The sequence below is a fragment of the Amycolatopsis sp. NPDC049868 genome (assembly GCF_044461365.1).
Classification (GTDB): Bacteria; Actinomycetota; Actinomycetes; order Mycobacteriales; family Pseudonocardiaceae; genus Amycolatopsis.
On the sequence record NZ_JBITKV010000003.1, the window covers coordinates 958,185 to 981,775 of the forward strand.

Here is a 23,591-nt window from a genome sequence, read left to right on the forward strand (position 1 = left end):
ACGGCGCTTCCGCGTCCGTCCGGTGGAGGTCATCCCCAGGGTGGAGATCAGCTCCCGTGAGCCGCCGCGAAGAACTCCTTCAGCTTCTCTCGCCAGCTTCGCAGCGCTTCGGGCACGACGTCGTCCTGTCCGGTGGGGACGGTCTGGGTCAGCTCGACCATGGTGCCGTCGAGTTCGGAGTGGCTGAACTCCCAGCGGACGACTCCGCCGCGCGGCAGGCTGAATTCCAGCAGCCGCGGCGGTTCTTCGCGGACGACCGTGCCCGCCTCCTTTTCGGACGCGAGAAGGGCCCAAACCTCGTCGAGCGGCTTCCAGATCAGGTCGCGGCGGAAGCGGATCACCTTGCCGTCGCCGGTTTCCAGGACCTCGCCCTCGGCGAGCCCGAACTCCTCGGTGTAGGCCTCGATCGGGCCGGCCCAGTCCGTCGGCGGCTCGTGATCGTCGCCGTCGAGCAAAGCGATGAGCGCGACGAGGCAGCTGTCCCAGCCGGCGGCCGTGCGGCCCGCGGCGACCCTGGCGATGGCGGGCTCACCTCGGCCGAACGTATGCGTGAACAGCAGACGGCTGCCTGCACCCTCCGGGCTGATCTCCCAGCGCAGCACGTCGTCGTTCCAGCTGAACGCGAAGACGCGGGGCTCGTCGGCTTCGAGGACTTCGCCCACCGTCGGCGTCTCTTCGCCTTCGAAGGTGAACTCGATGGCCCCGCCCGGTCGCAGGTCGACGGTGACCGCGGCGGGGAACCAGTTCGCGAGCTCCGACGGTTCGGTGATCGCCCGCCAGACGCGGTCCGGCCGATGCGCGAGACGGCGTTCGATCCGCAGCGCCGGACGTTCTCCGACGGTTTCCAACCGGGCGCGATCGTTCACGGTCACCTCCTAATGTGCCTTGAGGGAAATATAACCGCGCCGTAATATTCGGTCAACCGTCCAGGTGGACGCCGATCCCGGTCCGTCCCGGAGCCAGGTCTTCACGCAGGACCAGATCGCCGTCGTAGTCGCCGCCGTTCTGGCGACGGAACGGGATCGGGTCCTGAGTGGACAGTGTCCGCAGTCGTTCGCGCAGCGATTCCGCGGCGGCCTCGTACTGCCCGGGCGAAACGCGGTCGGCGCCGCAGATCGTCAACGGGGGTAGCACGGACATGCCCGCGTACCACAGTGTTCCGTGTTGCAGCGGGAACAGCAGGTCGCCGATCTCGCCGTTCACGCCGCGTGGTCCGATGGTGGCTTCCGGCGCACCCGCGGTCAGCACGACCATGGCGCGTTTCCCGGCCAGTGCTCCTTCGCCGTAGCGCGCCGTCCGGCCGTCGGGGCGTTGGACGCCGTAGGCGAAACCCTTGACGAAGACGCGGTCGAACCAGCCCTTGAGGATCGCGGGCATTCCGTACCACCACAGCGGGAATTGGATGATCACGGTGTCCGCCCAAGCCAGCTTTTCGTGCTCGGCGCGGATGTCCTCGCCGAGTTCGCCGGTCCGGAAGGCGTCCTTCGACGTCGAGCCGACGATGAGCCGCTCCGTGGAAGCGGCCCGGCCGAAGTCGTCGGCGTCGACGACGGGTTTCCACTTCATCGCGTACAGATCGGATTCCCGGACTTCGGCGCCCTGCGCGCGAAGGGTGCGCAACCCCTCGTCGCGCAGCGAGCCGCCGAGGGAACGAGGTTCCGGATGGGCGAAGAGCCACAGCACGTTCATGGTCCCACCGTCGCGTGGTCCGCCCGCCGAAACGAGTGGCCCGATGGACAACATGTGCAAGAATCGAGCCATGGGCTTTTTCGCGCACCCCGGCCGTCATCGGGTCGCCGTGCTGGTCCGGCACGGAATGCTCGTGATGGAACTGGGTATCGTCACCCGGCTGTTCGGCACGGCCAAGTCGGCCGACGGTGAGCCGCTCTACGAGGTCGTCACCTGCACGCCGGAACCCGGGCAGATCCGGACCGACGCCGACGTCACCATCTCGGTCGCGCACGGCCCGGAGGTGCTGGCCGAGGCCGACACCGTCGTCATCCCGGCCTCGTCCACCGAATACGAACCCTCGGGGCACGACCTCACCGAACCGCTCGCGCGGGCGCTGGAGCTGATCCGGCCGGAGGCCAGGATCGCGTCGATCTGCACGGGAGCCTTCGTGCTCGCCGCCGCCGGCCTGCTCGACGGCCGGAAGGCGACCACGCACTGGCGTTCGGCATTGGACTTCCAGGCGAAGTTCCCGAAGGTCGCCCTCGACCCGAACGTGCTCTACACCGACGACGGGAACGTGCTGACCGCCGCGGGCGTGGCGTCCGGGATCGACCTCTGCCTGCACATGATCCGCTGCGATCACGGTGCCGCGATCGCGAACGAGGTCGCGCGCGGAACGGTCGTCTCGCCGCATCGCGAGGGCGGGCAGGCGCAGTTCATCCGGCGGCCGGTGCCGGAGCCGCAGTCCTCGTCGACGGCGGCGGCGCGGGCCTGGGCGCTGGAGAACCTCGACAGGCCGCTGACGCTGCGCGAGCTGGCGGCGAAAGAGGCGATGAGCACGAGGACGTTCACGCGGCGGTTCCGCGACGAGGTCGGGATTTCGGCGTTACAGTGGCTGACCCAGCAGCGGATCGAAAGGGCTCGTCAGCTGCTCGAAGAGACCGATCTTCCGGTGGACAAGGTCGCCGCCGAGGCGGGTTTCGGCACTGCCGCGTCGCTGCGCCAGCATCTGCAGGCCGCGCTGGGGGTCTCGCCGAGCGCGTACCGGAACACCTTCCGCGAAGCCGTCTGAGACAGACTGACCTCCTGGTAACTTACCCAGAAATAAGTTCCGGAGGTGGTTGGTGAAAGCCCTCAAGATCGCCGAACGCGTGTTGTTCGCCGGTGCCGCGATCGGCACGGTGTATTCCGCGAGGACCGGCAATCGGAAGCTGCGACTCGCGACCAAGCCGGCCGCGGTCCCGGTGCTGGCCGCCAGGGTCGCGCGTTCGCGGGGGCTCGCGCCGGGGGAGAAGGGGCTGCTCGTCACCGCGTTGATCGCGGCCGGGGCGGGCGACCACTTCATGGGCCGGTCCGACGAAGACGGCGAGCTGATCAAGGGCGCGACTTCGTTCGGCGTGATGCAGGTGCTGTATTCCGCGCTGTTGTGGCGCCGGGGAGCTCGTCCGCGCGCGGCGACCGCGCCGCCCAGGCTGGCGGCGTGGGCGGCGGCCGCGGTCGCGATGGCGTTGCCGAAGCCGTCTCCGGTGTCTTCGGTGCTCTCGGTCTACGGCGGCCTGCTGAGCACGACGTCGACCCTCGCGGCGGACCCGGTGCTGGCGCCGAAGGCCAAGGTCTCGGGCGGGATGGTGATCCCCTCGGGTGATCGCCGGACCTGGATCGCCGCCGGTGCGCTGCTGTTCTCCGCGTCGGATCTGGCGATCCTGATCCGCCGCAACTTCGTCACCAGCGAGCGGGTGCGGGCCAATCTCGAAACCTTCGTGCTGACCTCGTACCTGGCGTCGCAGTGGCTGCTTGTCGAGGGGATGACCGCCGAAAGTTAAGCACTTACTTGACTATCGCTCGGCGTGGGCGGACAGTTAAGCATGTGCCTAACCAACGGATGGATCAGGTGTTCAAGGCGCTTTCCGACGGGACGCGCCGCGAAATGATCGAGCGCCTCACCCGGGGACCCGCCTCGGTGGGGGAGCTCGCTCAGCCGCTGTCGATGTCGCTGCCCGCCGTGATGCAGCACCTCCAGGTGCTGGAGGCGAGCGGGCTCGTCCGGTCGGAGAAGGCGGGGCGGGTCCGCACCTGCCACCTCGAACCCGACGGTCTGCGGATGGCCGAGGACTGGCTCGGCGGACAGCGCACCGGCTGGGAACACCGGCTCGATCGCCTTGGTGGCTTTCTGAACTCCGACGAAGGGAACAGGTCATGACCGTCAAACACGCCACGTTCACCCTTGAGCGCGTCTACCCCGTGCCGCCGGAACGCGTCTTCGCGGCCTGGGCCGATCCCGCCGCGAAAGCGGGCTGGTTCACCATGCCCGGCGGCGAGCATTCGCTGGACTTCCGTGTCGGTGGCCGTGAGGTCACCACGGGTCCCAACGGCGACGGCCGGAAGCTGATCGCCGATTCACGATACGAGGACATCGTCGACGACCGGCGGATCGTCTACGCCACGACCTTGTCCACCGACGACGTCCTCGCGACCGTCTCGCTCACGACGGTGCTGCTCGAAGCCGAGGCGGACGGGACCCGGCTGACGCTGATCGAACAGGGCACCTTCCTCGACGGACACGAAGAACCGGCCTGGCGCGAGCAGGGCACCGGAAGCTGGCTCGACGCACTGGGGAAGGCATTGTCGGCAGTATGAACACATGCTGACCGCTGAGCTGATCGTCGACAGCCGTGTCCCTTCCGATCCCGCGCTCTCCCCGGATGGGCGGTGGATCGCCTACCAGGTCTCGACCATCGCGAAGGGTGTCCCCGAAATCTGGCTCGCGGCCGTCGACGGGAGCGAAGAGCCCCGGAAGCTGGCCGAGGGTTCCGCGCCCCGGTGGTCGGCGGATTCGCTCTACTTCCTCCGGGACGGCCGGATTCACACGGTGGACGGGTAGCTGTTCGCCTGGGGGAGCGAGATCACCGCGTTCCTCCCGATGCGCGAACAGATCGTGTTCGTCGCCGAGGACGAGACGCCGGCCAAGGAAATCCGGGTCTGGAGCGAAAGCCTCCGCCCTGCGCGGCTTCGGAGCTTCGACCCGAGGACCGGTGAGATCACGACACTGCTCGAAGACCACGTGGTCGACGTCGCCCGTCGTCAGGACGACAAGGCGCTCGCCGTGGTGACGTGGCCGACCCCGGAACTCGACCCCGGCGGGCTCGAACCCCGGCTTTCGTTGCTGGACTTGGAAACCGGGATGCGGCGCGACCTCGGGAGGACCGCGGTCGAGGCCGCGAGCCCCGTCTGGTGGAGCGACGACGACGGCTGGCACGTCGCCTATCTCGCGACACCGGAGATGATCGGCGGATGGGCGGTCTTCGACGTGCTCGTGGAAACGGCCGGACATCGGAACCTGACACCGGAATCGGCCTGCCCGATCAGGCTCGCGCAGGTCGACTCCGGTGCCCCGCTGGTGCTCGTCGCCGACGGTCTCGACACGGCTCTCCACCGGCTCGGATCAGGCGAAGTGGCGTTCTGGCGCGGGCAAGCGGACGCCGTCGCTTCGAACGGCGAGATCGTGGCCATCGTGCTGAGCACCGCTCACCGGCCGCCGGATGTCCATTGTGGACCGATCGGCGAGCCGTTGACGCGGGTGAGCGATACGGCACCGGAGTTCGCCGGAGTCACCTGGGGAGCACAGGAGCGCTTGTCCTACAAGGCCTCCGACGGACTGGCTCTGGACGGGTTGCTCGTTCTCCCGCCCGGAAAGACCCGGGACGACGGCCCGTTCTCCCTGATCGCCTTGCCGCACGGTGGACCGTACGACCGGTACGCGGACGGCTTCCGGCTCGGCTGGTTCCCGTCCGCGCAATGGCTCGCGCTGGCGGGGCACGCGGTCTTCCTGCCGAATCCCCGTGGGGGACAAGGACATGGGCACGAATTCGCCGCCGCCGTCGCGGGCCGGGTCGGGCTGGAGGAATGGGGCGATCTCGAGACCGGGATCGATCTGCTCGTCGCGGAAGGGGTGGCCGATCCGGAGCGGCTCGGCATCGCGGGCTGGAGCCACGGCGGGTTCGTGTCGGCCTGGGCCGTCGGCCGGACCAGGCGGTTCAAGGCGGCACTGATGGGCGCCGGTATCTGTGACTGGGGAATGCTCGCCGCGACCGGCGAGTTCGGCCCGTTCGAAGCCGCGCTGGGCGGAAGTGCCGGCTGGGAAGGGGAAGGCCCGCACCGGCACGATCGGCTCAGCCCGATCTCCCACGCGTCGGAGATCGAGACCCCCATGCTGATCGTGCACGGTGCGGACGACACGAACGTCCCGTTGTCCCAGGCGGAATTCTTCCACCGGGCGCTACGCCACTTCGGCGTCGAACACGACCTCGTCGTTTATCCCGGTGAGGGACATAGGATTTCCGAACGGGTGCACCAGTTGGACCTGCTGCACCGCACCCGTGAGTGGTTCGCGCGGTTGCGCTAGCTCTGCGACTCGCCGGGGACGTACGTGCCGAAAGTCCATTCGTACCCTTCGAGATCGTCGACGCGGCAGCGGTAGTTGCCCCATTCGGTGTTCTCCGGCTTCCAGACGGTCGTCGCCCCGGCGTCGACGGCGGAAGCGAAGACGGCGTCCACGGCCTCTTGCGTCGGAAGGCTGACGTAGAGGCCGTGGCCGACCGTTTCGCCCTTGCGGGCCGGGCGGTCGTAGTCCTCTTCCGCACTGAACACGATGATCCGGACTTCGCCGCGCCGCAGTTCCGAATGCAGGATCAACCCCTTGTCGTCGGGGAACTCCGTGACGGTCTCGAAGCCGAAGGCGCGTTCAAGCCAGCGAAGTGCCTTCGGGGCGTCGCTGTACGCGAGGTAGGAGTGGAGGGAAGCCGGGCGTTCTTGGGTTTCGGTCATGGGCACAGCCTCGCAGGCGATGAGGACACCTACAGTCCTCGATTCGTCACCAAACAAGGCGAATGCCGAGCACGGTGATGAGCGCGCTGGACGCCAGCGCGGTCGCCAGCCGCCCGCGACGTCCGGTCAGCGCCTTGCCGAGCACGGCACCGCCGCCCGCGAGGAACACCTGCCAGCTGGCCGAGGCCGCGAACGCCGCGAGCACGAAGACCACCTGCTCCGCTCCGCTCGCCACGGCCATGTCGTCACTGCCGAGCACGAGCGCCGCGAAGTAGACCACTGTCATCGGGTTCAGCAAAGTGATGCCGAGGAGGCTCGCGTAGGCCTTCACCGGCCCGATCGCGGCCGGCCCGGACACCTCGGCCTTCGCGGAGGCGCGGAAGTTCCGGACCCCGGTGAATCCGATGTGGACGGCCAGCGCGAGCAGGACCACCACCGAAATCCAGCGCAAGGGCACGGCGATCGGTTCGATGACCGGAATCAACGTGCCCCCGCCGAGAACCGCCACCAGGGCGTAAAGCCCGTCTGCGGTGGCGACCCCCAGCGCCGCGTACACGCCGATCTTGAGGCCCGCCCTGGCCGTCAGCACCACGAGATAGGTCCCGACCGCGCCCACCGGGATGGCGATGCCATACCCGGCGAGCAGGCCCGCGACGAACGCGGCGCTCACGGTCGGACTGGTGTCGGCCTCCACCCGGACCCGGCCTGCTGCTGCTTCCGCACCCGTCGGACGACGGAGGACGGCGGCAGGAAGGTGAGGGTCGATGTCATGGGAGAAGGATGCGAGCGGGGTATCGCTCGCGCAACACAATTACCGCGCGACTCACGAGAGGGACGGCTGAAGAACGGCGTCCAGGTCGGCCAGCAGCCGCGCCTTCGGCCGGGCACCGACGGTCGTCCACACGGGAGCGCCGTCGCGGAACAGGATCAGCGTCGGCAGCGACATGACCTGATAATTCCTGGCCGTGAGCGGGTTTTCGTCGGAGTTGAGCTTGCGGATGAGCAGCGATCCGGCGCGCTCTTCGGCGATCTGCTCGAGCACCGGCGCGATCATGTGGCAAGGCGGGCACCATTGCGCCCAGAAGTCCACCAGGACGGGCTTGTCCTGGTCCAGGACGAGTTGCTGGAAGGTTTCGTCGGTGACGACGGAAAGGGACACTCAGGCCTCCTCGGTTCGCGGCACGACGACGCACGGTCCCGGCGGCGTTTTCAGCGCGCCGGCGAGCTTGGTCAGCAGGCTGTCCCGTACGTCGTTGAGCCTGGCCAGACAGGCGTCCACCTCGGCGAGTTTGCGTTGGTAGACCTCGATCGAATCGGCGCACGAGTCGCCGGTCTCGTGCCCGGCGCGCAGGCACTCGACGAACGGCCTGGTGTCCTCGAGACTGAGCCCGACCGCTTGCAGGGTCAGGATCTCGTTCACCAGACGGAAGTCGTCCTCGTCGTACTCCCGGTACCCGTTCGACGCGCGCCGTGCGTCGAGAAGCCCTTGTGACTCATAGAAACGCAGCGCGCGGGTGGTGGTTCCGGTACGCGCGGCGAGTTCGCCGATCCGCATGATCCGAGCGTAAACCTTGCCCTTGGCGTCAAGGCAAACGTTCACTCGTCGAGATCGACCCGGACGGTGAGGAGGTTCGTGCCGATCGCGCGCACGGCGGCGCTGTTGAATCTGGGGAGGGCCTTGAGACGCACGCGGGGGTCGTCGCCGGGGAGCAGATGCGCCGTACCGGTGTGCCAGCGGCCCCTGAGCCGGACCCGGACCCGCGGATCGGCCTGGATGTTGCGGACGTACTGCGACTTCTCGCCGAACTCCGAGACGATCCAGAATTCGCGGCCCACCCGGCGGCCACCGATCGGTGTCCGCCTGGCCAGGCCGGACTTGCGGCCGGTGGTCTCCAGGATCGGCTGGTTCGGCAGCCGGACGAGGATCGGGTTGCCGACGTGGCGCTGGAACGTCGTGGCCACCCGGTGCTTGATCTCGTGATAGCGGGACATGGCTCCAGGGTGCCCGGGTTTGTACGCTCGGGCCATGGTGGACGAGTCGAACGTGGACCTGGGGGACGGGACCACACTGCACACGTACGACACGGGCGGGGCCGGGCCGGTGGTCTTCTGGCACCACGGGACCCCGAACATCGGCGCCCCGCCCGCCCCGCTGTTCCCGGCCGCCGAGCGGCTCGGTCTGAGGTGGGTCTCCTACGACCGGCCCGGTTACGGCGGTTCGTCGCCGCGGCCCGGCCGGGATGTCGCGTCGGCGGCGTCGGACGTCGAGAAGATCGCCGACGCCCTGGGGATCGAGCGGTTCGCGGTCTTCGGGCATTCCGGTGGCGGGCCGCACGCGTTCGCCTGCGCGGCACTGCTGCCGGACCGGGTGTCGGCGATGGTCTGCGTCGCGAGCCTGGCCCCGTACGGCGCCGCCGGGCTGGACTGGTTCGCGGGGATGGGGGCGGCGGGAGCCGGATCCCTGAGGGCCGCCGTGGCGGGGCGGGACGAAAAAGAGAGGTACGAGGCGACGGCCGAATACGACGCGGAGATGTTCACCCCGGCGGACCACGCGGCCTTGTCCGGTGACTGGAAGTGGTTCCTCGATGTCGTCGGCCCCGCTGTCGAGGGCGGCCCCGGCGCGCTGATCGACGACGATCTCGCGTACGTCGCGCCGTGGGGGTTCCAGCCGTCCGGCCTGCGGGCACCGACCCTGTTCATGCACGGTGGCGAGGACCGGGTCGCGCCGCTCGCGCACGGCGAGTGGCTGGCCCGGCAGTGCGCCACGGCCGAGTCACGCGTGTTCCCCGAAGACGGGCACATCTCGGTTCTCCGCCACGGGGAGGACGCGCTCGAGTGGCTGGCCGCTCATTCGTGAGCTGCGAGATCGTCCTCGTCCGGCACGCCGAGTCCGTTCCGCCTTCGCCGGGGAAACCCGACGACCCGGAGCGGCCGCTGACCGCGGCGGGCGTGGCGGCCGCGGAACTGCTCGCGCACGAACTCGCCGCGATGAACCCGACGGCGGTCGTGTCGAGCCCGTACCGGCGAGCTGTCGCGACGGTCGCGCCCGCGGCCAGGGCGGCAGGGCTCGAAGTCACGACGCACTGGGAGCTGCGAGAGTGGGACTCCGGCCTGGAGCCGACACCGGACTACGCCGCCCACTACGAGCGCAGCTGGGCGGACCCGGATTTCGCGCGCCCGGGCGGCGAGAGCCTGCGGCAGCTGACCGCACGGGCGATGGCCGCGGTCGATCGGCTCGCGGATCAGCACCCCGGCGGCGTCGTGCTGGTGGGCAGTCACGGAACCTTCGTGTCCCGCCTGCTGGCCGGGGTCGGGCCGGGAATCGACTGGCCGTTCTCCCGGGACATGCCGATGCCCGCCGTTCATCGGCTGCGTATATCCGGAGGTGTCATGGGTGGCGTGTCACGGAACCTGGACTACGACATGCCGTGGCCGGTCCCGGAGTTCGTGGGACTTTCGGTCGCGCAGGCTCTCGCGCTGGCCGGGGAAGCCGAGATCGTGCTGTACGAAGCAGGCGCCACGACGCCTTTGGCTGGGCGTTCGGAGGGGCGGGTCGTGCGTCAGTCGTCGCCGGGATCGGGGCGCCATCGGCCTACCAGGGTGACGGTCTGGATCACGCCGTGAGTTCCGTGTCGCGAAAGCCACTTTCGGGACGTCAGATGTCCCGAAAGTGGCTTTCGCGACACGGACCCCCCGGCTTGGCGTCAGCTGATTCCGGCCAGGTTTCTAGTCGACGACCGCACTCACAGCGCTGCGTCCGAACTCTCCCCTGAGTGTCCGGAAGTAGTGGCGAACCGGCGTGAAGTCGATGTCGTCGTCGCGGTGGCCGACGTACTTGTCCGGCCGGATCAGGTAGAGGCTCGGGCGGCGGACGCCGTAGCGGTTGTGTGCCTCGCTCCGTACATCGGCGAAGACACCGTCCGTGGGAGTCGCCGGCAGGTGGCCGCGAGTGATGATCAGGACCTGGCCGTGTCCGGCCATGATCTGTTCGGCCTCGGTCTTCCAGGCGGCGAGGGTGCCGGGGTCGCTTTCGTCGGCCGCGAACAGGATCAGGTGGTGTCCGAGGGCCCGCAGAAGGTGCCTGAGCGCCACCGGCCCGGAGCGGGTCTCGAGGTAGGCGTCGGCCACCACTTCCCCGGCTTGGGGACCTGTCGCGGTGCCGTTGGTCCACGCTTTGGGGCGCCCGTAGGACCAGCGTTCCGAGACGAGCGCGCTGTCGCGGTAGTTCACCAGGTGCTCGCCGATGGCGTTGGAGAACCTCTGCTGAACGGTGTTGAGCCTGCTGAGCAGACCCAGCGCGTGCCGCCTTCCCCGGCGTGCGAGCAGCGTGCTGCCGGTGGCGACCCGGGTGGCGGCGGAGGTGGCGTCGACCACGGCCTTCGCCACGGGACGGCGTTCGGCGCCATAGCTGTCGAGCAGGGAAACGCCGGCATGTTCCGAGGCGACCAGGGCGAGCTTCCAGCCCAGGTTGTACGCGTCCTGCATGCCGGTGTTCATTCCCTGGCCGCCGATCGGGCTGTGGCTGTGCGCGGCGTCGCCTGCCAGGAGTATCCGGCCCGCGCGGAATCGGTCGGCCAGGCCTTCCCTCGCGACGAAGGCCGAGCTCCACCGGAGGTCGTCGAGCCGCGGATCGAGCGGGGTCCGTTCGGCGACCGAGGCGGCGAAGTGGTGCTGCTCGGGTGGCCTTGGCGGCCGGTCGTCGGGTGTGCTGGCCAGGATCCGCCAGTACCCGCCCGGCATGGGGAAGACCGCTACCAGTCCGTCGCGGGTGAACCACACGTGGAACCGGTCCCGTGCCAGGTTCCAGCGGGCGGTGACGTCGCCGAGAATGAAACCGCGGCGCAGGTCGGTGGTCTCCCAGCCGATGCCCGCCGCCCCGCGGACCGTGCTGTGCGAGCCGTCGCAGCCGACCAGCCAGCTCGTCCGGCACTGTTCGAGCCGGCCGTCCTCATGGGCGAAACTCGCCGAGACGCCCGTCTCGTCCTCCTCACAGGAGACCAGACGCGTATTCCACTCGATGTCGACTCCCAGCTCGCGGACTCGTTCCCGCAGCAGGTCGGTGGTCTGCCACTGGGCGATGCACAGATCCATCGGGAACGGCGAGTCCACCGCGGTGGTGTCCAGCTCGGCCACGAGCGTGGTGCCTTGGTAGAAGTTCAGTGCCCGCAGCGGGATGCCCTGCGCGACTGTGGCGGCGGCGATTTCGAGATCGTCCAGGAGTTCGAGTGATCTCGCCACGACGGCGACCGCGCGGCTCTCCTTGACGTGCTCCGCTCCGGCGTCGACGACCCTGGGCATGACGCCCCGCCGCGCGAGTTCGGCCGCCAGTACGAGGCCGGTCGGGCCGGCACCCACGATGACGACCTGCTTGTCCGTATCCACGGCAACCTCCAAAAACGAATGCTCGTTCTTTTAGAGAAGCACGGTCGTGGCACCCGGTCAAGGCGGCGGTTTCCTCAGTGGGTGTCGCGCCGGGGGCCGGACATGAGCGCGTGGAGACCGTCGCGGAAGGCGACCGCGTCGGCGTGGCCGTGGACGGCTCGCTGCACCATGAACCCGTCCACGAAGGCGATCAGGACGGCGGCCACCTGCTCCGCCGGAACGTCGTCCGGGAGCAGGCCGCGTTTCTGGTGCTGGGCGACGAGGTGGCCGAGAACCCCGCGGGTCGCGGCCATCACTTCGGTGAGCCGCGCGGCCAGTTCGGGGGAGCGCAGCGCCTCGGACCAGATCTGCACCAGCAGCCGGGCCGACTCCGGTGAGCCCGCCATCGGCGGTTTCTCGACCTGCAATACGAGGTCGACGATGTTGTCCAACTGCGGCAACTCGTCGGCGTCGTGCGTGTCGAAGGAGGCGGCGACGTCGGCGAGCGCCTCTTCGGCTATCGCCGCGATGATGTCGTCCTTGCCTTTGAAGTAGCGGTACACGGCGCCGACGGATAGTTCGGCCTCGGCGAGTACGTCCTGCATGGATGTGGCGTGGAAGCCGTTGCGGATGAAGCAGCTTCGGGCGGCGTCCAAGATCTGCCGCCGGCGGGCATCGAGGTGTTCCTGTGGCATGCGGGCCATGGGCCGAGCATAGAACGAGCATTCCTTCTTGACGCCGATCGGCTGCGGTCTCATGCTGAGCGAACGTTCGTTCTCGTTCGGAGGGGAAAGCATGCAAGCCGTGATCGTCACGCTCACCGGGTTACTCGCGCTCGTTTTTCTGGCTGCGGGGCTCCAGAAGGTCTTCCAGTCCCGCGCTATCGCGTCGAACATGCGCCGCCTCGGTGCGAGTCGCGGACTGACCCGCCTCATCGGCGCCCTGGAGATCCTGGGTGCGATCGGCATTGTGGCCGGAATCCGGTACCCGGTCGCGGCGATAGCGGCGACCATCGGCTTTGTCCTGCTCTTGGTGGGCGCGATCGCTTTTCACGCCCGGGCGGGGGACTACGGCCGCCGCACCCGTCGCAACGACGCCTTCGCGCCGCCCGTGTTGCTGATCCTCACCGGGGTGCTCGGCGCGCTCCTGCTGAGCGGCGCCTGACGCGTCTAGGCCGCGGGCCGTCCGGCACCCGTGTAATCGTCGCCCTTCGAGTGATAAGTGTGGATCTGGATCGCCTGGCCCTGGGTGGGCGCGTTGATCATCAGCCCGTTCCCGAGGTACAGCCCCACGTGGTGGATCCGCGTCGACGGGTTCCCGTAGAACACGAGGTCGCCGAGCTTCGGCTCGCCGGGCACCGGCGGCAGTGCCCGGAACTGGGTGTCCGCGGTCCGGGGGAGCGAGATCCCGGCTTCGTCGTAGGACGCCTTCGTCAGCCCTGAACAGTCGAAGCCCGCCGCGCCCGCTTCGGGGCCGTTGCCGCCCCACACGTACGGGAGGCCCAGCTGGCCGAGGGCGAACCTGGTCGCCTTCACGGCGGGGCTGGCGGATCGCGCCGGGTCGAGGGAGAGGGTCGCGTACAGCTGCGCGTTGCCCAGGACGCGCTGGCGGAACAGTTCGGCCTCGTTGCCCTTGCCGCCCTGGTAGCCGGCGATGGTCTTCCACCAGCCGTCGCCACCGCCGAGGTCGGCTCCGGAAGCGCACAGGGCGCGGCCGGCGGCGACCGAGGCGGAGTCGGGGTCGGCGAGCGCGGGTTTCGCGATGCCGGGGATCGACGCGCCGTGCTTCTTCCACTGCTGCGCCGTCAGGCCGAGGGGGTTCTCGCCGCCGCGTCCGTGGTTCGAGCTCGCCGCGCCGATCCCGGCCAGGGTGACCCAGGACAGATGACAGTTCGGCTTCTCGCCGCGCAGCGCCAGTTCGCCGTTCGCGTAGCCCATGAGCGATTTCGCTGGGATGTCGAGTGGTCCGGCCAGCTTGTTGGCCCACTCTTCGAGCGGCCGGGCGCCCTTCGGCGTCTCCTGCGCCTTGACCGGCGCGCTGACTTCCAGGACCGACGGACCCGCGCCGCCGCCGACGGTGGCCGGGTCCTGCTTCGCGGCGGGAAGGGGCACGGGCTGACGTCCGTCCGCCGGAGCGGGATCGTTGCCGCCCGCGAGCAGCCAACCCGCCGTCGCGAGCCCCGCGACCAGCGGGAGAGCGACCAGGCCGCGCATCGCCACGCCGTGCGCCCACGACTTCTTCCGGCTGGTTTCGGACGCGCTCGGCGCGGGCTCGGGCTCGGTCACGCCGTCCAGGTTATTGGAGACCACCTCTACGTAACGAGCGAACGCCTTGCACGTTAGGGGGACTCTCATATTCTGGACGAATGACTGAGACGGGAGCGCTCGACGCCGGGCGTCTGAGTGCCGCGCTGTCCGGCCGGTACGCCGCGATCCAGGTCGTGGCGAGCACCGGGTCCACCAACGCCGACCTGCGGGAAGCCGCCGCGAAGGGGGCCGAAGACCGCACGGTGCTGATCGCCGAAGAGCAGACGGCCGGGGTCGGCCGCCGCGCCCGGCACTGGTCTTCGCCGAAGGGATCGGGCCTCTACGTCAGTGTGCTGCTGCGCCCGGGCGGCGTCCCGTTCGCCAATTTGGGTTCACTTTCCGTGGTCGCGGGCCTCGCGGTCCGGGAGGTCGCCGAAGGACTGGGCGTCGACGCCGTCCTCAAGTGGCCGAACGACGTCCTCGCCGGTCCGGATCGCGCCAAATGCGCGGGCATCCTGGCGGAGGCCGTCGCCGGTGACGAGACCACCGTGATCCTCGGCATCGGCCTGAACGTGCTGCCGCTCGGCGAGAGCGTCCCTGCCGGGCCCGGCGGCCTGCCCGCGACCTCGCTGGCCGAGCAGGGGGCGACGGAGACCGACCGCGCCGAGATCGCCGTACGGCTGCTCACCGGGTTCGACGAGCTCGAACGCCGCTGGCGGCTCGCGGGCGGGTCACTGGCCGAGGCCGGTCTGCTCGGGGACTACCGGCGGTACTGCGCCACGCTGGGCCAGGATGTCGAGGTCCAACTGCCCGACGGCTCGGCGCTCACCGGCCGCGCCGCCGACATCGATCCCGCCGGCCAGCTCCAGGTCGATGTTCCAGGTGGTGAGCGGTACACGGTGTTCGCCGGAGACGTCGTCCACGTACGGCCCGCCAAGGCCTGATCCGCGCGTCTCGATTTCCGGCGTCTCCTCTTCCGCCGGCACCGTTCGCCGGTACGGTGAGCTCACCAGCGCCGAACACACTTTGGGAGCGTCCGTCGTGGCCTATCCGGACGATTTGCTCAGCGAGAACGAGCACGTCGTGGTGCACAGTCACCCGCATTTCAAGATGCTGATCTTCCCGTTCCTCGCGCTGATCGTCACGCTCGGCGTGGGGATTTGGCTGGCCGTCATCGCGAAGGACGCGACGGCCCCGTGGGACCTGATCTCCGAGATCGCGATCGCCGCGGTCGGCCTCGGTCTCGTCGTGTGGCTCTTCCTGGCGCCGTTCGTCCGGTGGCGCACGACGCATTTCATCGTCACCACGGACAGGTTGATCGCCCGCGAGGGTGTGCTCAAGCGGACCGGCATCGACATCCCGCTGTCGCGCATCAACAGCGTCCAGTTCGAGCACGGGCTGCTGGACCGCGTGTTCGGCTGCGGCACGCTGGTGATCGAGTCCGCTTCGGACGAACCGCTGAAGTTCGACGACATCCCCAAGGTCGAGCGCGTGCACACGGTGATCTACCGCGAAGTCAACGACAACCCGTACGACGACTTCGCGCCGGGGCCGCAGCAGACCGAGCCGCTGCCGCCGCAGGGGCACCCGCCGCGCGGAAACCGGCGCCGCTGATGGGCACGCGAGAGCTGGGGCTGCCCGACCGCGTCCCGTCCGTCTACTCCCTGCCGGAGCGGGTGACGATCTGGGAGGTCGGCCCGCGTGACGGTCTCCAGAACGAGAAGTCGATCGTCCCGGTCGAGGTCAAACTCGAATTCCTGGACAGGCTCGCCGATTCCGGGCTGACCACGCTTGAGGCGACCAGTTTCGTGAGCCCGAAATGGGTGCCGCAGCTGGCCGACGCCGAACAGCTCCTGGCCGGGCTCGACAAGCGCGAGGGCGTCCGGTACCCGGTGCTCGTGCCGAACGAGCGCGGACTGGACAGGGCGCTGGAGGCCGGGGTTTCGCAGATCGCGATCTTCGCCAGCGCCACCGAGACCTTCGCCAAGAAGAACCTCAACTCGACGGTCGACGACCAGTTCGCGATGTTCGAGCCGGTCGTCACCAGGGCGCGGGCAGAAGGGCTCGACGTCCGCGGGTATGTGTCGATGTGCTTCGGCGACCCGTGGGAGGGCGCCGTTCCGGCCGCGCAGGTCGCCGGAGTGGGTAAACGGCTCCTGGACCTCGGCTGCTCGCAGCTCTCGCTCGGCGACACGATCGGCGTCGCCACCGCGGGGCAGGTCGAGACGCTGATCGGGGAGTTCCCCGGCGTCGACGCCCTGGCCGTCCATTTCCACGACACCTACGGCCAGGCGCTCGCGAACACGTTGGCGGCCCTCCGGTGCGGCGTGTCCACTGTGGACTCCTCGGCCGGCGGCCTCGGCGGCTGCCCGTACGCCGAATCGGCCACCGGGAACCTCGCGACCGAGGACCTCGTGTGGATGCTCGACGGTCTCGGCGTCGAAACCGGTGTCGATCTCGACGCGCTGGTGGCGACGAGCAAGTGGATGGCCGGGAAGCTCGGCAGGCCGAGTCCGTCCCGGGTGGTCAACGCGCTCGCCGGATGAGATTCGCGGAACTCACCGGCGAGACCTGGCCGCTTTTCGAGCGGTTGTTCGGGCCAGGAGGTGTGCAGGGCGGCTGCTGGTGCGCTTTCTTCCGGCTGACCGGGCCCGAGTTCAAGCAGGCGGGCAAGGACGGCCGCAAGGCAGCCGTCCGCGATGCGGCCGCCGCCGGGAAACCGTTGGGGCTGCTGGCCTTGGTGGATGACGAGCCGGTCGGCTGGGTCGCCGTCTCGCCCCGGCTCGACAACCCGCGGCTGGCGAGATCGCCGGTCGCGGCGTCGGCGGGCGACCATGCCGGGGTCTGGTCGGTCACCTGTTTCTACATCGGCAGGAAGAGCCGTCGCCAAGGGGTTTCCGCCGCCTTGCTGCGGGCCGCGGTCGACTTCGCCGCCGGTCGCGGGGCCAGGGTCGTCGAGGGGTACCCGGTCGAGGTCGTCGGGAAGCGGCCGGGCGCGGATCTGTACCACGGCACGGTGAGCACCTTCGCGAAGGCGGGTTTCGAGCTCGTCGAACGTCGTCCGCCGTCGCGGGCTTTGATGCGCTTGCGGGTATCCGCCGACGAGAACGCCGGTCGGCGCTAAGGTCGTAACGCGTCCTGTCCGCTGCCTCCCCCGTCCACCGGTGGGAACCGATTCCTTGGGGGAGGTGCGGTGACCGATCCGAGCGAGGCCGGAACGGGCCCGATCCGGCTGCCCGTCGAGTACGACGCCCCGACACCACCGCACGGGGCGCGCGCTCCGTACGCGCCTTCGCCGTGGCCGCCCGCGGTGGCGCCCTTGCGGGTGCCCTTCCCGCCGAGGCCCGCCGCGCCGCCGCCCATGGGGGCGTTGCGGACGGAACGGGAGAGCGTGATCGCGCTGTTCCTCGTGCACATGTTCCCCATCGGGCACCTCCCGGTCGCGATGGGCAAACCCGCGCGTCAGCTGCCGCTGCCCGACGGCGGCTCCGGCCCGCAGGACCACCCCGAGGCGGACGTGCTCGACGACCTGGACGCGTTGTCCCATGTCAGCAGCGGTTTCCGGCGTTCGCCCACGACCCCGGCCGCCGCTCCGCCGCCGGCACTGGCCAGGGGACACGATCCGTGGGGTGGAATGTCCCAAGAGGACTGGAAAGAGCGGTTCGTGACCGGAACGGGCCATTCGTGGCCGACCGGCGGCGATCCTGCGACGCCGGTGATGCTTGAGGCAGGTACTCATCTCGACCGGTTCGGGGACCAGCACGGCCGGGTGTTCGCCGAGGACGAGACCCTGTTCTCCATGCGCTCGCTGCCACCGGACCAGGCCGGCGCCTACCGGCGTTACCGCGTCGTCCGGCCGCTGCCGGTCTGGCGCTCGGTGACCACCGGATGGTTCGGCCAGCCGGGAGGCGGGGTGCGCTTCCGCACGGTGCTGGGCGCCGATGAACTTGTCACGCTGGGCTTCCTGGCTGACGTCACGGGGGAGGTTCGGTGAACACGGGGACGATCCTGCGGTGGCTGGCCGCGTTGGGCGTGCCGCCCGAAGTGGTCTCGGTCGGCACGGAGGTGGACAACGCCTGGTGTCTCATGCGCACGGAGGAAGAGGGAGCCGAGCCCGCCTGGGAGGTCTTCTGGCGGGAGCAGGGCAACCGGTACGACTGGGCGCGGTTCACCAGCGAACAGGTCGCCTGCCACTACCTCTTCGGACGTCTCGCCTGGTCGCAGGTCGCACGCGGCGCCGTCGGCCTGCTGCCCGGCGCGCAATGACCCGCGTTCAGCGCTTCAGGATCGCCAAGACCTCGTCGTGGAGCAGCCCGTTCGTCGAAAGCGCCGAGCCGTTGTCGTAGCGCGCTTCGCCGTTCAGGTCGCTGAAGCGGCCACCGGCTTCGGTGACCAGCACCTGGGCCGCGGCGACGTCCCACGGGTTCACGATGCATTCCGCGGTGACGTCGAGCGCGCCCTCGGCGACCAGGCAGTGGTGCCAGAAATCGCCGAAAGCGCGGCTTTCCCAGCAAGCGTCGACGAGGTCGATGTACTTCTCGCGTGAGTGGTACTCCACCCACGAGTTCAGGTCCGTTGTGGACAGATACGCGTCTTCGAGCGACGCGACCTTCGACACCGAGATGCGGCGTTCCCCGGCGGAGTCGCTCATCCAGGCGCCGTCCCCGGTGGCGGCCCACCAGCGGCGGCCGAGCAGCGGTGCGCTGATCATGCCCACCACGGGGGTGCCGTCTTCGACCAGCGCGATCAGCGTCGCCCACACCGGGACGCCGCGCAGGAAGTTCTTGGTCCCGTCGATCGGGTCGAGCACCCAGGCGCGCCCGGTCGCGGCGGTCCCGCCGCGTTCCTCGCCGAGCACGGCGTCGTCCGGCCGGTCCGCGGCGAGGATCGCGCGGATGGCGTCCTCGACGGCGGTGTCCGCGTCGGTGACCGGCGTCCGGTCGGGTTTGCGCTCCACGGCCAGGTCGAGCGCGCGGAACCGGGCGGTGGTGATGGCGTCGGCGGCGTCGGCCAGCCGAGTGGCGAGTTCAAGATCATTCTCGTAGCCGGGCACGGTCACGATGGTTTCACGCCCGGCAGTCGTAGAGTTGACCAGGTGAGCATGGTGCTACTCGCCGAGGACGACCCGGCCATCGCCGATCCGCTTTCCCGCGCACTCCAGCGGGAGGGGTACGAGGTGCGGGTCGTCGGCGACGGGCCCGCCGCCCTCGACGCGACCGAGAGCGACCGTGTGGATCTGCTGGTCCTCGATCTCGGTCTGCCGGGTATGGACGGGCTCGAGGTGTGCCGCCGCCTGCGGGCCAGCGGCACCGAGGTGCCCGTGCTGATGCTCACCGCGCGCACGGACGAGGTCGACTTCGTGGTCGGGCTCGACGCCGGCGCCGACGATTACGTCGCCAAGCCGTTCCGGCTGGCCGAGCTGCTGGCCCGTATCCGGGCGCTGCTCCGCCGCCGGGCGCCCGACGTGCTCGAAGCCGGGGGAGTGCGGATGGACCTCGGTGCCCGGATGGTCACCGTGGACCTGCACGAGGTGCAGCTGGCGAACAAGGAGTTCGAGCTGCTCCGGGTGCTGATGAGCCGCGCGGGCCAGGTGGTCAGCCGCGACGAGATCCTCGCCGAGGTGTGGAACGACCTCGAATCGAAGACCTCGAAGACACTCGACATGCACATGTCGTGGCTCCGGCGGAAGCTCGCCATAGCGGCCGACGAGGCCGCGGGCCGCGCGGGCAAACCCGGCGGGAACGGCGACGGCGAACGGCGGATCGCCACGGTCCGCGGCGTCGGCTTCCGCTTCAACGCGGAATAGCATGCGCCGCCGCATCCTGTTGGCGATCCTGCTCGCCGTCGCGGTCACCGCCGCGGTGCTGGGCATCCCGCTGGGGATCACCGCGTGGCAGCTGGTCGAGAACCTCAACCGCGAGAATCTCGCTTCCTCGGCCCGCGGGATAGCGGCGACGCTGGACAACGAAATAGCCGTCGGCCAGCCGATCAACCTCGACCTGGTCCGGGTCGCCGTGCCGCAGGGCGGATTGCTGACCGTTCGCGCGGAAGGGCAGATCGAGAAGCGCTACGGCTCCGACCCCGGCTCGGACGTGGTGTCCGAGCGGGCACCGATCGCGTTGCACGGCGAGGTCGAACTGTCCGTGCCCGCCGGGCCGATGCGCACCCGTCAGACACAGGTGACGCTGCTCGTGCTCTTGCTGGTCGTGCTGTCGGTGGGCACCGGCACGGTGGTCGCGACGGTGACCGCGCGAAGGCTCGCGAAACCGCTGAGACACGTCGCGGACCGGGCGGTCAGACTCGGCGGCGGTGATTTCCGGCCGGATCCGAAGCGCTACGGCGTCGGCGAGCTCGACATGGTCGCCGAAGCGCTCGACGCGTCCGGTTCGGCGCTCGCGCAGCTCGTCCAGCGGGAACGCCAGCTCGTCGGCGACGTCTCCCACCAGTTGCGGAGCCGGTTGACCGCGTTGCAGCTGCGGCTCGAACCGCTCACCGTCCACCCGGACCAGGACGTCGTCGACGAGGCGAAGGCCGCGCAGGAACAGGCGGACCGGCTCGCCGAAGCGCTCGACGAGCTGCTGGCCGCCGCGCGGGCGGCGCGCGAGGTCGGCGCGGAACCGGTGAACCTGCCGGAAGTGCTCCCCGAGGTTTCCGAAGAGTGGCGACAGCTGCTTCGCGCCGAGGGCAGGCATCTGCGGATCCGCGTGACCGACGGGCTGAGGGCGAGGGCGACGCCCGGTCGCTTGCGCGAGGTCGTCGGCGTCCTGCTCGACAACGCGCTGCGCCACGGCGCGGGAACGGTCACGCTCGCCGCCCGGCGCGGCGACGCGGACGGCACGGTCGTCATCGAGGTCGCCGACACCGGGTCGGGGGTGCCCGACGAGCTGGCGCCGCATATCTTCGAACGCGGCTTCTCCGGCGGCGGATCGACCGGTGTCGGTCTCGCGCTCGCGCGGGCGCTGATCGAGGCCGACGGTGGCAGGCTGGAGCTGTCGAGCAAGCAGCCGGCGGTGTTCAGCCTCTTCCTGAAGGTGCCCAGGCCGGGGGACGTGGCCGAAGTACGGTGGCCCGCCGAGCGGGTGCCTCGTTGAAGACCGCCCCAAGGACGTCCCGATCGGGCAATGCCGTGGCAGCGCGGCGACTTACCGTCGGGGGGTGCATGCGACGGCGTTCCGGTACCGCCCACCGGTGAGTCCGGTGGCCGCGGCGACCCTGGAGATCGGCAAGGTGGCGGTCACCGTGCGCCTGTCCTTCGACGGCGCGCTGTACGCGTGCCGCCGTCCTCCCGGTGTGGTGGAGCGGATGGAGGCCGAAGCCCTCGACCTGCTCTCCAAAGGCCTGTTCGTCAGCGGGATCGACACCCCGGTCGCGACCGTGACCGGGGCGGCGGGCCATCGGTTCGTCCAGCGGAGCGCCGAGTTCGAGCCGCCGGACGGCCGGCTCTACCGGGGTATGTGCGGGGTCGGCGCCAGCCGGAACGGGCTGACCTTGACCGGCATCCTCGGCTACCTCCTCGAAGTCCGCGCGGAGTGGGCGAGACGGGCGGGTGACTGCGGCCCGCCCGGGAGCGCCGCCGAATGGTGCGAGCTCTTCGGCGGGGAGCTGGCGTCGATCGGCGGGGTGGTCCTGCGGCGGGCCTCGGTGCTCAGTCTCGGTACTCCGCCGTGACCGTGACGACGAACCCCGCACGGGCGGGCAGGCCGAGGCTGACCCACAGCCCGGTCGGATCGGTCTCCTCCAGGGTGATCGGCAACGGCTGCTCGCCGACCACGAGGAACTCCGTCCCGATCAGGACCCGCAGCGATCGGTCGAGCAGGTTGTGCTCGTCGCGGACCTTGTCCGCCTGCGCGGTGACCAGATAGGACAGTTCGCACCGCTTCGCCCGCACGGCGCCGGTTCCCGGGCCGGCGCCGTGCAGGGCGAAGAGGAACAGATCGACGCTCGACACCCGCGTCTCGGTCTGCCAGGTGGGTTTCGGCGGATCGAGCCGGACCACCGTCCCCTCCGGCAGATGGGGTGCGATGAGCCGGCACAACGCCTCGTCGACCTGGCTGATCACGGGGTCAGATCAATCCCTCACGCAGTGCGTAAGCCACCGCGTGCGAGCGGTTCCGGAGCTGGAACCGGTTGGTCACGTCGTGCAGGATGCTCTTCACCGTGCGCTGCGAGTAGCAGAGCTGGTCGGCGATCTCCTGCGTCGAGAACCCCGACGCGACCAGCTTGAGCACCTCGGTCTCCCGGTTGCTCATGCCACCGAGGTGCAGGCCGCGCGGCTGCAGCACCAGACGCTGCAGCCGCGAGACCCGGTGCAGCAGCCTGCCGAGCAGGTCGGGCGGCAGCGCGCCTTCCCCGGCGGCGGCCGCCTTGATCAGCCGGACCAGGACGTCGGCGCCCGCCTCGGAGCGGCGGGCGACCGCGCAGACGCCGTGCTCGATGGCGCTGAGGATCTCGTTGTCGTCGACTTCACCCGCGATGAGCACGATGCGGGTGAACCCCTGGTGGTGCAAGGCGGACAGCAGTTGCGTCATCGCCTCGTCGAGGCGATCGGTGACCAGGAGGGCCACCATGGTCGGGTCGGCGGTCTCCCCGTCCACCAGCCAGACGTCGTCACGGGAGCGGAGCGTCATGCAGACGCCGTTGTGCAGGATCGGATCGGTGGCGCGGACGACCACCGGTGTCCGGTTCGGTTCGAACATGTGATTCCCATTCCCCTCGAACAGTGCGAGGGCCCCACCCCTCGCGCTACTCACCCTGCCGGGTGAGGTGTCCCGAGCGCATGGGACTCCGGTCCCGGAATTGCCCGAAAAGCCGCCCTTATCGGGGTCGCTTTTTCAGCGGCCCAGCCCTGCTTCGCGGGCGCGCACGATCGCTTCGGCGCGATCCGCGACGTGAAGCTTGCTGAAGACGTTCGAAATATGGTTTCGCACGGTTTTCGGGCTGAGACACAGAGTGCTGGCGATGACCGTGTTGCTGTGCCCGCCCGCGATGAGCGAGAGGACCTCTCGTTCGCGGACGGTGAGTTCCGGGAACACCGTGTCCGCGGTCGGTTGACTGTGGTTGAAGAAGCCGAGAACCCGCGTCGCGATGTCGGGCCCGAAGATCGCTTCGCGCCTCGCGACGGAGTGAACGGCACGGATGATTTCGTCGGGTTCCGCGTCTTTCAGCAGATATCCGCGGGCTCCGGCCCGCATCGCGGAGAAAACGGATTCGCTTTCGTCGGCCATCGTCAGCATGAGCACGCCGACGCCGGGCCGTTCGGCGACGATGTGCCTGGTCGCTTCGGCGCCGCTGATGTCGGGTAGATGCAGGTCCATGACCACGACGTCGGGCGCGAGCGCGCTCGCCGCGCTGATCGCGTGCGCGCCGCTCGCGGCCTCGCCGACCACGTCGATCAGCGGCTCGTTGGCGAGCAGCGTGCAGACCCCGAACCGGAACAGCGGATGGTCGTCGACCACGAGCACGCGAAGGCGATCGTTCATACGGTTCCCC

The 23,591-nt window shown here is 69.6% G+C and carries 32 protein-coding genes; 18 read left to right on the forward strand and 14 right to left on the reverse strand.

What is annotated here, in order from left to right; genetic code table 11:
* Positions 1–47: 47 nt before the first annotated feature.
* Entirely contained in the window at positions 48–866 is an 819-nt protein-coding gene (locus ACIBTM_RS18205; protein WP_395877910.1) for an SRPBCC family protein, read from the reverse strand.
* Positions 867–918: 52 nt separating this feature from the next.
* Complete coding sequence (locus tag ACIBTM_RS18210) at positions 919–1,689, reverse strand: NAD(P)H-dependent oxidoreductase (RefSeq protein WP_395877911.1); 771 nt, start codon at positions 1,687–1,689, stop codon at positions 919–921.
* 43 nt (positions 1,690–1,732) lie between these two features.
* On the opposite strand from ACIBTM_RS18210, the gene ACIBTM_RS18215 reads away from it, so the two are divergent.
* From ACIBTM_RS18215 to ACIBTM_RS18240, 6 genes are read left to right on the forward strand one after another with little or no spacing between them, the layout of a single operon-like run.
* Positions 1,733–2,743 (forward strand): GlxA family transcriptional regulator, encoded by a 1,011-nt coding sequence (locus tag ACIBTM_RS18215; protein ID WP_395877913.1) that lies wholly within the window; start codon positions 1,733–1,735, stop codon positions 2,741–2,743.
* Positions 2,744–2,795: 52 nt separating this feature from the next.
* A complete protein-coding gene (locus ACIBTM_RS18220) occupies positions 2,796–3,494 on the forward strand; it encodes a lysoplasmalogenase family protein (RefSeq protein WP_395877915.1) in 699 nt (232 codons plus the stop codon).
* 59 nt (positions 3,495–3,553) lie between these two features.
* Positions 3,554–3,871 carry a helix-turn-helix transcriptional regulator gene (locus ACIBTM_RS18225; protein ID WP_038519275.1) on the forward strand — a complete coding sequence of 106 codons (318 nt, stop codon included), beginning with the start codon at positions 3,554–3,556 and terminating at the stop codon, positions 3,869–3,871.
* A complete protein-coding gene (locus ACIBTM_RS18230; RefSeq protein ID WP_395877918.1) occupies positions 3,868–4,308 on the forward strand; it encodes an SRPBCC domain-containing protein in 441 nt (146 codons plus the stop codon). The genes ACIBTM_RS18225 and ACIBTM_RS18230 overlap by 4 nt, the downstream gene beginning before the upstream one ends.
* A gap of 4 nt (positions 4,309–4,312) precedes the next feature.
* Entirely contained in the window at positions 4,313–4,552 is a 240-nt protein-coding gene (locus ACIBTM_RS18235; protein WP_395877919.1) for a hypothetical protein, read from the forward strand.
* A gap of 39 nt (positions 4,553–4,591) precedes the next feature.
* On the forward strand, positions 4,592–6,073 hold the full coding sequence (locus ACIBTM_RS18240; RefSeq protein ID WP_395877921.1) for a prolyl oligopeptidase family serine peptidase: 1,482 nt from the start codon (positions 4,592–4,594) through the stop codon (positions 6,071–6,073).
* On the opposite strand, the gene ACIBTM_RS18245 is transcribed toward ACIBTM_RS18240, so the two are convergent.
* From ACIBTM_RS18245 to ACIBTM_RS18265, 5 genes are all read right to left on the reverse strand, one after another.
* Positions 6,070–6,495: a VOC family protein gene (locus ACIBTM_RS18245; protein ID WP_395877924.1), complete on the reverse strand. Its 426-nt coding sequence runs from the start codon at positions 6,493–6,495 to the stop codon at positions 6,070–6,072. The two genes, ACIBTM_RS18240 and ACIBTM_RS18245, sit on opposite strands and share 4 nt — an antisense overlap.
* A 46-nt stretch (positions 6,496–6,541) precedes the next feature.
* Positions 6,542–7,165 (reverse strand): LysE/ArgO family amino acid transporter, encoded by a 624-nt coding sequence (locus ACIBTM_RS18250; RefSeq protein WP_395877926.1) that lies wholly within the window; start codon positions 7,163–7,165, stop codon positions 6,542–6,544.
* Positions 7,166–7,318: 153 nt separating this feature from the next.
* Positions 7,319–7,654: a thioredoxin gene (gene trxA / locus ACIBTM_RS18255; RefSeq protein ID WP_395877929.1), complete on the reverse strand. Its 336-nt coding sequence runs from the start codon at positions 7,652–7,654 to the stop codon at positions 7,319–7,321.
* Positions 7,655–8,050 carry a MerR family transcriptional regulator gene (locus ACIBTM_RS18260; RefSeq protein WP_016331353.1) on the reverse strand — a complete coding sequence of 132 codons (396 nt, stop codon included), beginning with the start codon at positions 8,048–8,050 and terminating at the stop codon, positions 7,655–7,657.
* 41 nt (positions 8,051–8,091) lie between these two features.
* Positions 8,092–8,487: a nitroreductase/quinone reductase family protein gene (locus tag ACIBTM_RS18265; RefSeq protein WP_395877931.1), complete on the reverse strand. Its 396-nt coding sequence runs from the start codon at positions 8,485–8,487 to the stop codon at positions 8,092–8,094.
* 34 nt (positions 8,488–8,521) lie between these two features.
* On the opposite strand from ACIBTM_RS18265, the gene ACIBTM_RS18270 reads away from it, so the two are divergent.
* Positions 8,522–9,352 carry an alpha/beta fold hydrolase gene (locus ACIBTM_RS18270; RefSeq protein WP_395877933.1) on the forward strand — a complete coding sequence of 277 codons (831 nt, stop codon included), beginning with the start codon at positions 8,522–8,524 and terminating at the stop codon, positions 9,350–9,352.
* On the forward strand, positions 9,331–10,119 hold the full coding sequence (locus tag ACIBTM_RS18275) for a histidine phosphatase family protein (protein ID WP_395877935.1): 789 nt from the start codon (positions 9,331–9,333) through the stop codon (positions 10,117–10,119). The genes ACIBTM_RS18270 and ACIBTM_RS18275 overlap by 22 nt, the downstream gene beginning before the upstream one ends.
* 102 nt (positions 10,120–10,221) lie before the next feature.
* Here the strand turns inward: ACIBTM_RS18275 and ACIBTM_RS18280 are convergent, their stop codons facing one another.
* Both ACIBTM_RS18280 and ACIBTM_RS18285 read right to left on the reverse strand, forming a co-directional pair.
* Positions 10,222–11,877, reverse strand: a complete 1,656-nt coding sequence (locus ACIBTM_RS18280; protein WP_395877937.1) for an FAD-dependent monooxygenase — start codon at positions 11,875–11,877, stop codon at positions 10,222–10,224.
* A gap of 74 nt (positions 11,878–11,951) precedes the next feature.
* Positions 11,952–12,560 (reverse strand): TetR/AcrR family transcriptional regulator, encoded by a 609-nt coding sequence (locus ACIBTM_RS18285; protein ID WP_395877939.1) that lies wholly within the window; start codon positions 12,558–12,560, stop codon positions 11,952–11,954.
* A gap of 28 nt (positions 12,561–12,588) precedes the next feature.
* On the opposite strand from ACIBTM_RS18285, the gene ACIBTM_RS18290 reads away from it, so the two are divergent.
* Entirely contained in the window at positions 12,589–13,020 is a 432-nt protein-coding gene (locus ACIBTM_RS18290) for a DoxX family protein (protein ID WP_395877941.1), read from the forward strand.
* Positions 13,021–13,025: 5 nt separating this feature from the next.
* Here ACIBTM_RS18290 and ACIBTM_RS18295 read toward each other — a convergent pair whose 3' ends face one another.
* Complete coding sequence (locus ACIBTM_RS18295; RefSeq protein ID WP_395877943.1) at positions 13,026–14,141, reverse strand: C40 family peptidase; 1,116 nt, start codon at positions 14,139–14,141, stop codon at positions 13,026–13,028.
* Positions 14,142–14,221: 80 nt separating this feature from the next.
* Between ACIBTM_RS18295 and ACIBTM_RS18300 the strand changes: the two genes are divergently transcribed.
* From ACIBTM_RS18300 to ACIBTM_RS18325, 6 genes are all read left to right on the forward strand, one after another.
* On the forward strand, positions 14,222–15,046 hold the full coding sequence (locus tag ACIBTM_RS18300; RefSeq protein ID WP_395877945.1) for a biotin--[acetyl-CoA-carboxylase] ligase: 825 nt from the start codon (positions 14,222–14,224) through the stop codon (positions 15,044–15,046).
* 97 nt (positions 15,047–15,143) lie between these two features.
* Positions 15,144–15,716, forward strand: coding sequence for a PH domain-containing protein (locus ACIBTM_RS18305; RefSeq protein ID WP_037335809.1), 573 nt, complete (start codon positions 15,144–15,146; stop codon positions 15,714–15,716).
* Positions 15,716–16,648 carry a hydroxymethylglutaryl-CoA lyase gene (locus ACIBTM_RS18310; protein ID WP_395877947.1) on the forward strand — a complete coding sequence of 311 codons (933 nt, stop codon included), beginning with the start codon at positions 15,716–15,718 and terminating at the stop codon, positions 16,646–16,648. Before ACIBTM_RS18305 ends, ACIBTM_RS18310 begins: the two co-directional genes overlap by 1 nt.
* On the forward strand, positions 16,645–17,226 hold the full coding sequence (locus tag ACIBTM_RS18315; protein WP_395877949.1) for a GNAT family N-acetyltransferase: 582 nt from the start codon (positions 16,645–16,647) through the stop codon (positions 17,224–17,226). Before ACIBTM_RS18310 ends, ACIBTM_RS18315 begins: the two co-directional genes overlap by 4 nt.
* 69 nt (positions 17,227–17,295) lie before the next feature.
* Entirely contained in the window at positions 17,296–18,096 is an 801-nt protein-coding gene (locus ACIBTM_RS18320) for a TNT domain-containing protein (RefSeq protein WP_395877951.1), read from the forward strand.
* Positions 18,093–18,368 carry a hypothetical protein gene (locus ACIBTM_RS18325; protein ID WP_395877953.1) on the forward strand — a complete coding sequence of 92 codons (276 nt, stop codon included), beginning with the start codon at positions 18,093–18,095 and terminating at the stop codon, positions 18,366–18,368. Before ACIBTM_RS18320 ends, ACIBTM_RS18325 begins: the two co-directional genes overlap by 4 nt.
* A 7-nt stretch (positions 18,369–18,375) precedes the next feature.
* On the opposite strand, the gene hisN is transcribed toward ACIBTM_RS18325, so the two are convergent.
* Positions 18,376–19,161, reverse strand: coding sequence for a histidinol-phosphatase (hisN, locus tag ACIBTM_RS18330; protein WP_395877955.1), 786 nt, complete (start codon positions 19,159–19,161; stop codon positions 18,376–18,378).
* A 42-nt stretch (positions 19,162–19,203) separates the two neighbouring features.
* On the opposite strand from hisN, the gene ACIBTM_RS18335 reads away from it, so the two are divergent.
* The 3 genes from ACIBTM_RS18335 (at position 19,204) to ACIBTM_RS18345 (ending at position 21,770) form a co-directional block, all read left to right on the forward strand.
* Positions 19,204–19,908, forward strand: coding sequence for a response regulator transcription factor (locus ACIBTM_RS18335; protein WP_038519243.1), 705 nt, complete (start codon positions 19,204–19,206; stop codon positions 19,906–19,908).
* Position 19,909: 1 nt separating this feature from the next.
* The gene (locus ACIBTM_RS18340; protein WP_395877957.1) at positions 19,910–21,193 is read left to right on the forward strand and encodes an ATP-binding protein; all 1,284 of its coding nucleotides are present in this window, start codon (positions 19,910–19,912) and stop codon (positions 21,191–21,193) included.
* A gap of 64 nt (positions 21,194–21,257) precedes the next feature.
* Complete coding sequence (locus ACIBTM_RS18345) at positions 21,258–21,770, forward strand: hypothetical protein (RefSeq protein WP_395877959.1); 513 nt, start codon at positions 21,258–21,260, stop codon at positions 21,768–21,770.
* On the opposite strand, the gene ACIBTM_RS18350 is transcribed toward ACIBTM_RS18345, so the two are convergent.
* The 3 genes from ACIBTM_RS18350 to ACIBTM_RS18360 form a co-directional block, all read right to left on the reverse strand.
* A complete protein-coding gene (locus ACIBTM_RS18350) occupies positions 21,748–22,161 on the reverse strand; it encodes a hypothetical protein (RefSeq protein ID WP_395877960.1) in 414 nt (137 codons plus the stop codon). The genes ACIBTM_RS18345 and ACIBTM_RS18350 overlap by 23 nt on opposite strands.
* 4 nt (positions 22,162–22,165) lie before the next feature.
* Positions 22,166–22,798 (reverse strand): LuxR C-terminal-related transcriptional regulator, encoded by a 633-nt coding sequence (locus tag ACIBTM_RS18355; protein ID WP_395877962.1) that lies wholly within the window; start codon positions 22,796–22,798, stop codon positions 22,166–22,168.
* 135 nt (positions 22,799–22,933) lie between these two features.
* Entirely contained in the window at positions 22,934–23,581 is a 648-nt protein-coding gene (locus tag ACIBTM_RS18360; RefSeq protein ID WP_395877963.1) for a response regulator, read from the reverse strand.
* Positions 23,582–23,591: the final 10 nt, after the last annotated feature.